General features: G+C 46.8%; 8 protein-coding genes and 6 tRNA genes. All 14 read left to right on the top strand.

The genetic code is table 11. From position 1 onward, the window contains the following. On the top strand, nt 1-1,443 hold a 1,443-nt coding region (locus JDF658_RS11055; RefSeq protein ID WP_159446624.1), incomplete at its 5' end, for an AAA domain-containing protein. Nucleotides 1,444-1,640: 197 nt separating this feature from the next. After that, on the top strand, nt 1,641-3,050 hold the full coding sequence (locus JDF658_RS11050; protein WP_078666552.1) for an NAD(P)/FAD-dependent oxidoreductase: 1,410 nt from the start codon (nt 1,641-1,643) through the stop codon (nt 3,048-3,050). After that, nucleotides 3,047-4,339 (top strand): adenylosuccinate lyase, encoded by a 1,293-nt coding sequence (purB, locus tag JDF658_RS11045; RefSeq protein ID WP_079907664.1) that lies wholly within the window; start codon nt 3,047-3,049, stop codon nt 4,337-4,339. Before JDF658_RS11050 ends, purB begins: the two co-directional genes overlap by 4 nt. 18 nt (nt 4,340-4,357) lie before the next feature. Continuing rightward, complete coding sequence (locus JDF658_RS11040) at nt 4,358-5,644, top strand: adenylosuccinate synthase (RefSeq protein WP_079907663.1); 1,287 nt, start codon at nt 4,358-4,360, stop codon at nt 5,642-5,644. A 171-nt stretch (nt 5,645-5,815) separates the two neighbouring features. Further along, a complete protein-coding gene (locus tag JDF658_RS11035; RefSeq protein WP_078666549.1) occupies nt 5,816-6,127 on the top strand; it encodes a YbjQ family protein in 312 nt (103 codons plus the stop codon). Between the two features lie 49 nt (nt 6,128-6,176). After that, a complete protein-coding gene (trpE, locus tag JDF658_RS11030) occupies nt 6,177-7,694 on the top strand; it encodes an anthranilate synthase component I (RefSeq protein WP_242946658.1) in 1,518 nt (505 codons plus the stop codon). Continuing rightward, the gene (gene pabC, locus JDF658_RS11025) at nt 7,687-8,547 is read left to right on the top strand and encodes an aminodeoxychorismate lyase (RefSeq protein WP_079907661.1); all 861 of its coding nucleotides are present in this window, start codon (nt 7,687-7,689) and stop codon (nt 8,545-8,547) included. Before trpE ends, pabC begins: the two co-directional genes overlap by 8 nt. Nucleotides 8,548-8,595: 48 nt before the next feature. After that, nucleotides 8,596-8,671: transfer RNA gene (locus JDF658_RS11020), tRNA-Lys, on the top strand. A 6-nt stretch (nt 8,672-8,677) separates the two neighbouring features. Continuing rightward, nucleotides 8,678-8,753, top strand: a tRNA-Glu gene (locus JDF658_RS11015). Between the two features lie 9 nt (nt 8,754-8,762). Continuing rightward, nucleotides 8,763-8,838 (top strand) — tRNA-Val (locus JDF658_RS11010). Between the two features lie 4 nt (nt 8,839-8,842). Continuing rightward, nucleotides 8,843-8,921, top strand: a tRNA-Asp gene (locus tag JDF658_RS11005). An 8-nt stretch (nt 8,922-8,929) separates the two neighbouring features. After that, nucleotides 8,930-9,005 (top strand) — tRNA-Phe (locus JDF658_RS11000). Between the two features lie 53 nt (nt 9,006-9,058). After that, nucleotides 9,059-9,134 (top strand) — tRNA-Gly (locus tag JDF658_RS10995). A 473-nt stretch (nt 9,135-9,607) separates the two neighbouring features. Further along, nucleotides 9,608-10,030, top strand: a complete 423-nt coding sequence (locus JDF658_RS10990; protein ID WP_078666716.1) for a phosphate-starvation-inducible PsiE family protein — start codon at nt 9,608-9,610, stop codon at nt 10,028-10,030. Nucleotides 10,031-10,472: the final 442 nt, after the last annotated feature.

The following is a 10,472-nucleotide window of genomic DNA, read 5'->3' as shown; positions in this document are numbered from 1 at the left end:
CAGGCGGGAATAGTTAAGGCCTTAAAAGAAAAAGGCAAACATCCTAATATGGTTATGCTGGTTGAACAGCGCAGGATGCATAAGGATATTGCTTATTTTGCCAGTAAAAATTTTTATGATGATAAACTAGCAAATCATAGGTCGGTAAAATCTAAACAATCCATTGCAAATTCAAAACCATTTCCTGGCAACGCATTAGTTTTAATAGATTTAGATAATTTAGGCGCATATGGCTTTAGAGAGTGGGATAAAGTGTCGCGGTTTAACGTTTTTTCGGCATTTTTATCCATATTTTTAATAATTAAGGCTACAAAAGAGCAAAATATTTCGATAGGATATATTTCACCCTTTAATGCTCAAGCACGGTTAGTTTCTGCTCTTCTTTTGGATTTACTTCCTGATATTCAGCAGGACAAGGGAAAAAGGATAATTGCAGCTACGGTACACAAATTCCAAGGATCAGAACGGGATATAATCATTTATGACGTAGTTGAAAGTTTTCCGCAGAAAAAAGCAAGCATTTTAATAAATGGGCACGAAACAGACAGATTAGTTAATGTAGCGGTTACAAGGGCAAGGGGTAAATTAATAAACATAGCTGATACCAATTTTTTAAGAAGTCAGCTAAATCAAAATAACCCTACATTAAAATTAATTTTTTATATAATGAAAAATGGCGAGGTAATTAATTGGTTAAATATTAAAGAAATCTTAAAGGGAGAGCAGATACAAGGAATAGAGTGGTATATAGATACGAAAGAAGAAGTTTGGATTAAAGAAATAATGAAAGCAAAAAATGAAATAATTATTTCTTTACCAAATCCTAATACATTAAAAGAAAATTTACGGGTAGTACTAGAAGATTTGGAAAAGAAATTAAGTATTTATATTTTAACCAATGAACCTGAAAAGATAACCGGAATCAAATTTATTAATATCCAAAGAGACTGTGTTGCCAGTTTTATAATTATAGATCGTAAAATAATTATATATGGAGCTCCAAAGTTGCATCCGACAAAATTGGTTATTAAAGCTTGCTCTCCACGGGCGGCCAAACTGCTGGTTAATTTTTTAGGCATATACGATAACAATTTTTCTGTACAAAGGGAAATTGCTGTAACAAAGGAAGGTGCTCTAGCAAGGGAGCTTGTAGTAAAACCTGCATACTCCTTAAAAAAATATGTTGAAATTTGGGCAAATTGTTCTCAGTGTGGTAAACAGGTAATACCACAGTTAATATATAACAATAAAATTGTTCTGGTTTGTACTTTTTGCGGTAAACATAACAAGATCACTGTTCGGTTATTAAAAAAATACTTAGAACATACAAATTTAAAATGCAAAACATGTCTGTCTTTTTTTGAGGCAAAAAAAGGTAAGTTTGGACCTTATCTTGAATGCCGTGGTTGTGGAAAGCGATTGGACATAAACTCACTATGGTGATATTCCTATTAGCAAGGGAGCATTACCGAACATTAATCTCTGTATACAAAATAATTATTCGGATTTAATTGACTTTTTCCCGTATAGATGCTAATATTATTTTGGTTATGACCGTGCTCACTCAAACAGCCAGAAGGTGGTTGTTTGGGTTATTTTTGTGTCAATGAGTAAAAACTACGGGAAAAGGGGGACTTGCCATGGTCCGCAACCACTATGATGTTATCATCATAGGTGCCGGTCCGGCCGGTATCTTTACTGCCCTGGAACTGGTAGCCAGAGGGGAAGAAAAACTGAAAATCCTCATCATCGAAAAGGGACGGGACATTCCGCAACGTACCTGCCCGGCCAAGGAAAAGAGCATCAAATGCGTCCATTGCTCACCCTGTTCCATTGTTTGCGGCTGGGGCGGAGCTGGTGCTTTCAGTGATGGCAAATTGACCCTGTCCACTGAGGTGGGCGGCTGGTTGGAGCAATATATTGGTGAACGCAAACTGGCTGAGTTGATCAACTATATAGATGGTATATACCTGGAGTATGGGGCTCCAGATAAAGTTTATGGAATGGAAAATGAGGAAGCTATCGAAGAAATTCAGCGCCAGGCGGTGCTGGCTGAGCTAAAACTGGTTCCTGCCCCCATCCGCCATCTGGGCACCGGCCGCTGCGGCCAGATTCTGGAGCGGATGAAAAACGCTCTGGTGGCTAAAGGGGTGGAAGTCCATACCTGTGAAGCGGTAGAGCGCCTGGTAGTAGAGGATAATGTGATCAAGGGTGTAGAAACTGCCGATAGGCGGATTTTCTTTGGCCGCTATGTGGTGGTAGCTCCCGGCCGGGAAGGGGCAGAATGGCTGGCCCAGGAGGCCAAGCGTTTGCAGCTGGAGATGGCCGTAAACCCGGTGGACATCGGGGTACGGGTGGAGTTGCCGGCGGCAGTGATGGAGCACCTGACCAAAGTGATTTATGAATCCAAACTGATCTATCACTCCCGGGCCTTTGATGACAAAGTCCGTACCTTCTGCATGAACCCCTATGGGGAGGTAGTAACGGAAAACAATGATGGCCTGATTACCGTCAATGGCCACAGCCACGCCCATAAGAAAACGGAGAACACCAACTTTGCCCTGCTGGTCAGCAAAACTTTTACCGAGCCCTTTAAAGAGCCCATTGCTTATGGCAAATATGTGGCCCGCCTGGCCAATCTGCTGGGTGGTGGCGTAATTGTGCAGCGCCTGGGTGATTTGCTGGATGGCCGGCGCACCACTTACGATCGGTTACGTAAAGGGCTGGTACGTCCCACTCTGGAAGATGCCACTCCCGGGGACCTCAGCCTGGTCTTCCCCTACCGGCATCTGGTAGCCATTGTGGAAATGCTGCAGGCGCTGGACAAGATTGCGCCCGGGGTGGCTTCCCGCCACACGCTGCTGTACGGGGTGGAAGTGAAGTTTTATTCCTCCCGCCTGCAGCTCAATAAAGAGCTGGAGACCAAAATTACCAACCTGTATGCTGCCGGGGACGGTGCCGGGGTAACCCGGGGCCTGGCCCAGGCATCAGTAGCGGGGGTTGTGGCGGCCCGCAGTATTCTGGCTAAAGAGGGGGTAAAGCTGGCGTGATAGCCCGTTATACTACCCCGGAGATGAAACAGCTCTGGGCACCGGAAATGGAATTTCAGAAGTGGCTGGAAGTAGAACTAGCTGCCTGTGAAGCGATGGTGGAACTGGGCCAGGTGCCAGCAGCAGCCTGGGAAGTGATTAAGGCCAGAGCCGGATTTAAACTGGAACGAATTTATGAGATAGAAAAGGAAACCCAGCATGATCTGATCGCATTTCTGCAGGCGGTTTCCGAAGAAATCGGTGAAGAAGCCAAATACCTGCATCTGGGTATGACTTCTTCTGATGTCAAGGATACTGCTCTTTCCCTGCAGATTCGGGAGGCTCTGGACCTGATTCTAACGGAGCTGGCAAAGCTGGAAGAGGTCCTGGTGCGCAGAGCGCGGGAACATAAATATACCCTGATGATTGGCCGTACCCATGGCATCCATGGGGAGCCTACCACCTTTGGGCTGAAACTGGCTCTCTGGCTGGCGGAGGTGCGGCGCCATCAGGAGCGGTTACAGGAAGCCAGGCGGCGCATCAGTGTGGCCAAACTGAGCGGGGCGGTAGGGACTTTTGCCAATATCGACCCGCGGGTGGAAGAACTGGTGGCAGCCAAACTGGGATTAACCCCTGCCCAGGTAGCGACCCAGGTAATCCAGCGGGACCGGCATGGTGAGGTACTAAATGCCCTGGCCCTGCTGGCCAGCTCTCTGGATAAGTTTGCCACGGAAATTCGCAATTTACAGCGTACCGATATACTGGAGGTAGAGGAGTATTTCGCCAAAGGGCAGAAAGGCTCCTCGGCCATGCCTCATAAACGCAATCCTATCACCTGTGAACGGATAGCCGGGTTGGCCCGGGTGGTGCGGGCCAATGCCCTGGCCGGAATGGAAAATATCGCCCTCTGGCATGAGCGGGATATGACCCATTCCTCGGTGGAACGGATAATCATCCCTGATTCCACTACCCTGGTACACTCCATGTTGCGCTTATTTGTACGGGTGATAGATAATCTGATTGTTTACCCGGAAAACATGTTGCGCAATCTCAATCGCACTTTTGGGCTGATTTATTCGCAGCGGGTATTACTGGCTTTGATAGACAGAGGAGTTACCCGCACCGAGGCCTACCAATGGGTACAGCGCAATGCGCTGGCGGCCTGGAATAAGCAACAGTCTTTTGCCGAATTACTTTTGCTGGATGAGGATATCCGGCGCTATTTAACTCCGGCGGAGCTGAAGGAACTATTTGATCATCAATACCACTTAAAAAATGTGGATTACATTTTTGGCCGGCTGGGCCTGTAACCGTGGAGGTGGATCTTAATGGCAAGTGTAGTGTTGATTGGTGCCCAATGGGGAGATGAGGGGAAAGGAAAAGTAACGGATTTTCTGGCTGAAAAAGCTCAGCTGGTAGTGCGCTACCAGGGAGGAAACAATGCCGGCCATACCGTTGTTGTTGGTGATAAGGAATATAAACTCCACCTGATTCCCTCTGGCATTCTTTATCCTGATAAGCTCTGCTTGATTGGTAATGGAGTGGTAATCGACCCGCAGGTGTTGTTAAAAGAGCTGGATTACCTGGCTGAACAGGGAGTAAGCACCCGGGGTTTGCGGATAAGCCCCCGGGCCCATTTAATCATGCCCTACCACAAAAAGCTGGATGAGGTAGAGGAAGAAGCCAAGGGTGCCAACAAAATCGGGACCACAAGACGGGGGATAGGCCCGGCCTATATGGACAAAGCAGCCCGTATCGGTATACGGGTTGTTGACCTGCTGGATCGGGAGGAGTTCGCTGCCAAACTGGAACAAAACCTGAAGGCAAAAAATCTGCTCCTGGAACGGGTTTATCATACGGAAGGCTTTTCTTTTGAGGAAATTTACGAAACCTATCTGGCCTATGGGGAAAGACTCCGCCCCTATGTGGCAGATACTTCCCTGCTGATTGATGAAGCGATTAAAGAAGGCAAGAATGTTCTATTCGAAGGGGCCCAGGGAACTTTGCTGGACCTGGATCACGGGACCTATCCTTATGTAACTTCTTCCCATCCCATTGCTGGTGCAGCCTGTATTGGTGCCGGGATAGGGCCTACAAAAATCAGTAAGGTTATTGGTATTGCCAAGGCCTACACTACCCGGGTTGGAGAAGGGCCGTTCCCGACCGAGTTGCTGGATGAGCTGGGAGAACAAATTCGAGAAGCTGGTCATGAATTTGGCACCACTACCGGTCGGCCTCGCCGTTGTGGCTGGTTTGATGCTGTAATCCTGAGGTATGCAGTGCGGGTCAGCGGGATTGATACTCTGGCCCTGACCAAACTGGATGTACTGACCGGATTGCCGGTGCTGAAAATCTGTGTTGGTTACCAGAAACCAGATGGCACCGTACTGAAAGAGTTTCCGGCCAGTCTGAAGGAATTGGCCCAGTGTCAGCCTATTTACGAAGAACTGCCGGGCTGGACTGAGGATCTATCGGCAGTAACGGCTTATGAACAATTGCCCGCTGCGGCTAAAGCTTATGTGCAGCGGATTGAAGAGCTGGCCGGGGTGCCAGTATCTATCGTAGGGGTAGGAACCAGAAGGAATCAGACTTTAGTAAGACAGGAAATATACTAATTTTTAAGGACCGGTTTTTTGGCCGGTCCTAATTTTTTATTAAAGGGAGGAATTGTAAAAAGTTCACGAGCAGTCTGTTATATTCTTTTCTCCAGGAATGTTTCCTTTTGATTTTTATGGATTTCTTGCAGTATAATGAACTTAATTACACCGAGAAGGAGGATGAGGAATATGATTATCACTACCACGCCTACTGTCGAGGGCAAACCCATTCGCGAATATTTAGGTATTGTTAGCGGTGAGGCCATTATGGGCGCTAATGTGGTTCGTGACTTTTTTGCCAGTGTCACCGATATCATTGGTGGCCGGTCCGGCGCCTATGAAAGCAAACTGGTAGAGGCCCGGGAGATTGCCCTGAAGGAAATGGCGGAAATGGCCCGGCGCAGAGGGGCTGATGCTGTAGTAGGGGTGGACCTGGATTATGAAGTTGTCCGTGAGGGCATGTTGATGGTTACTGCCAGCGGGACTGCAGTCAAGTTCTAAATATTCTTGACATTCTTCCACTTTCCTTTTAGGATGAAATCAAGATAAAGTGGAAGGACTGATTGCTTTGTTTTTTCCGACAAGGGACGAGTTTAAAAAACTTCAAGAAAAAGGCTACCGGATACCAGTGGGCATAAAAGTACCTTTGCATGGGCTCAGCCCTTTGCAGGCTTTGGATAAACTGAACCTGGAAGGGAAACCGGCTGTATTGCTGGAAAGCGGTAAAGGTACGGAAAAATATGCCCGCTATTCCTTTTTGGGCTGGCAACCCTGGCTGGTCTATCGGGCCCAGGGAGAACGGATAACTGTCTACGATGGTAATGGACAAATTATCAGGGAATACCAGGGCCACCCTTATGAAGAACTGCGTCAACTGTTAAAGCTTTATCCTGCTAAACGTTACCCTGGATTGCCCAAGTTTTGCGGTGGCGCTATGGGTTTTATTAGCTATGATATGGGCCGCTATTTCGAACGGATGCCGGAACTTACTATTGATGACCTGGGCATGCCGGAAGCGTATTTTATGCTGGTAGACCGTTTGCTGGTTTTTGACCACTGGCAGCAGACCCTCACAGTTATTGTGAATGTACTGGAACAGGACTATCACTGGGCCCTGGCTGAAATCGAAGCCATTTTACGCGACCTGGAAAATAATCCAGCCCGACCGGCGGTAGTTTTGCCGGAAAATAAGGAGTTAAAGCGCAGTTTTGTTCCGGAAGCCAATATGACTCAGGCAGAGTTTGAAGCGATGGTAGTTAAGTGCAAAGAATATATAAAGGCCGGGGACATTTTTCAGGCCAACTTATCTATCCGCCTGTGCCGGGAGATTCACACTCATCCCCTTAATCTCTACCGGATTGTCCGGGAGGTTAATCCCTCGCCTTATATGGCTTACCTGGAGTTCGGGGATTGGCAGATTGTTAGCTCCTCCCCTGAATTGCTGGTACGCATAAACGAGGAAGGCTATGCTGAAACCCGTCCGATAGCTGGTACCCGGCGACGGGGGGCCAACCGGGAAGAGGACCTGGCCCTGGCCCGGGAGCTGATTTCTAACGAAAAGGAACGGGCCGAACATATTATGCTGGTGGACCTGGAAAGAAATGACCTGGGTCGGGTCTGCCAGTACGGTACTGTAGAAGTAAATGAACTGATGGTGATTGAAGAATATTCCCATGTTATGCATATAGTCTCCAATGTGCGCGGGCGGCTGGCTCCTGGTAAAGATGGTTTCGATCTTTTGCGGGCAGCTTTCCCGGGCGGGACTATTACCGGAGCTCCCAAAATCCGTTCCATGGAGATCATTGAGGAGCTGGAACCTACCCGAAGGGGTATTTACACCGGTTCTATCGGCTATTTTGGCTATGCTGGGGAAATGGAAATGAATATTGTAATCCGTACACTGGTGATTAAAGATGGTAAAAAGGCGTATGTTCAGGCTGGAGCAGGCATAGTTGCTGACAGTATACCGGAACGGGAATATTTTGAGTCACTGAAAAAGGCGGAAGCGCTCCTGAAGACTCTGGAGCTGGCAGAAGAGCTTTTTGCCAGGGAGGTTTTCCATGCCTAACTATCTTGTCATCAATGGCACTGTTACAGAAGAGGAAAAAGCCGTTATCTCGGTTCTTGACCACGGTTTTCTTTATGGTGACGGCCTGTTTACTACTATTAGGGTGGAAGCAGGTCGCCCCCTCTGGTTTGATGACCACTGGCAGCGTCTCTGCCAGCAGGCAACGGTTATACATATGCCCATTCCCTGGGAGAAAAAAGAGGTGCTGAACTGGCTGCTGGCAGGGTTGAAAGCGAATGGCCTTGTTGATGCATATGTGCGGGTTACGGTCAGCCGGGGACAGGGGCCCCTGGGGTTGGACTTTTCCCAGTGTAAACTACCTAATTGCATTGTTTACAGCAAGCCTTTACCTGCTCATATTGAAGAGAGACAAAAAATGGGGATTAAGGCTGGTATTCTTTCGGGTCGGCACTGGGGTAAACTATGGCCTGGTGCAGGACTTAAGTCATTAAACTTTCTTAATCAAGTTCTTGCCTTTCCTGAGATGAACAGCAAAGGCTGGCAGGAAGGGGTTTATCTAACCAGTACCGACCATGTGGCCGAGGGCACAGTAAGTAATATCTTCTGGTTTAAAGACGGGATATTGTTCACTCCCTCTCTGGAAACCGGTATTTTGAATGGAATAATGCGACAAAAAGTAATAGAGATGGCCAGAATGCAAGGGATAACAATCCAGGAGGGATTATATTATCAAGAAGCGCTTTTACAGGCTGATGAGATCTTTATTACCAATTCGATCAGCGAAATAGTGCCTATCGTTGAGTTAAACGGCCAGAGTATTGGAAAGGGCGTACGTGGAGATCTGGTCCAAAGGCTGCTTTTGGAACTGAAAAATTTCAAGAAAAACTGTTGACAACTTTTCTAGCATCGTGTAGAATATGAAACTGTCAGACGACATGATGAGCCATTAGCTCAGTAGGTAGAGCACCTGACTTTTAATCAGGGTGTCGCTGGTTCGAGTCCAGCATGGCTCACCATCATGTGGCCCCTTGGTCAAGTGGTCTAAGACACCGCCCTTTCACGGCGGTAACACGGGTTCGAATCCCGTAGGGGTCACCATTTCTATATGGGCGATTAGCTCAGCTGGGAGAGCACCTGCCTTACAAGCAGGGGGTCGGCAGTTCGAACCTGTCATCGCCCACCATCGCGGAGCCGTGGTCTAGTCTGGTCTAGGATGCCTGCCTGTCACGCAGGAGGTCGCGGGTTCGAATCCCGTCGGCTCCGCCATTAAATATGCCACGGTAGCTCAGTTGGTAGAGCAGAGGACTGAAAATCCTCGTGTCGGCGGTTCGATTCCGTCCCGTGGCACCATATACAAAGTGTACCAGCGGCCCCTAAGCCGCTTATGGTTGTTTCGTGAAGATGCGGACGTAGCTCAGCTGGTAGAGCATCGGCTTCCCAAGCCGAGTGTCGCGGGTTCGAATCCCGTCGTCCGCTCCAGAGAAATCAAGGGTTCCAGGCATCGTGGATGTCGGAACCCTTTTTTGGTGCCCATTTGGTGCCCGTCGTTAACACCTCATCAATCAGGTTCACATCTTCCCAGGATTGTTGATCTGAGTTGTCTTATTAATCCTGTAAAATACATAGAACCAAACGGCACATTAGTAAACATATGAATGGTATGTTACATGACCTGTGAGCAATATCAATCTGATGCAGCAATTAGAGAAATAGTTAGTACCACCCAGCCAAAACTGGTTAAGGTGGTATTCTTATGCTCAAATCAACGGCTACATCCGCTGGTTAAGGGTGGATAAAACAAAGGGGGTAACTTCACTGAATGATGATCAAATGAACAATCCTGGCAGGAGAATCGTTTGGGGGAAGATGAATGTTTTACAAGTATATAGTTTAAATATTTAAGTACGATGTGTTACAATATCTTTATAAACAGTGAATGGAGGTGATTTGAAATGAATTTAGCATTTAAAATAGCGCGCGTTTTAATTTGGGTAGAGTATATTATTCATGTAATTGTAGCGGTCATGTTAATAGCTGCAGTAGGAGGAATCATTTTAAATACTTTTACGGGACTAAGTTTAACTAAGAATGTTCTCTTGTTAATTAGCAATGCCTTGCTGATTATGATTATTAAAGAAGTAATCTGGACAGTAGTTAAGTTTTTCAAAAAAGAGAGGTTTAGTGTTACTTCTTTTATCCTGATTGGGATCATTTCAGCAGTGAGACAAAACCTCTTTGTTGAGGCCCAGAAGTCTCTAACCAAAAGCCATGGTTTGGATACACTGATAGAAATCAGCATAAATACCCTAATAATTTTAGCTCTAGCTATCGCCTATTACATAGTGAAAAAAGCAGAAAGTTGTCCAGGTGAATAGCAAAAGATACTTTGAGGAAAAATTAAAAAATGGGTTGACAGGATGGTTTCGTTTGTGTTAATATAAGCAAGCGCCCGGCAGACAGCACTGCAGGGCGCGAGAAAAATAAAAACTTGTTGTTGACAAAAACGCTGCCGATGTGATATTATAACTAACGTCGCTGATGCGAGGTTCGAAGTTCGAGGTACGAAGTTCGAACAGGAAAGCGACAATACTGAGGTTGATTAGAGGCGAGTAGTACAAGGAAGCTGCGACGGAGCCACCGGAGGCGTACTGGAGGTACGTCGAGGATGGCGAAGGAGCAGATGACGCAGTAATGCGAAGCCTATAATCAACCGAAAAGAACAGATCCTTGAAAACTGAACAGGATGTTCTACACCGTAAAACGGACTCGTCAGTTTCACGAGTAACTAAATTTCGGATGAAAACTTTTCGAGATATA

It is taken from the genome of Carboxydocella sp. JDF658 (assembly GCF_002049395.1).
Lineage (GTDB): Bacteria > Bacillota.
Note: the sequence above shows the minus strand (reverse complement) of the source record. Positions and strands in the feature narration are given on the sequence as shown.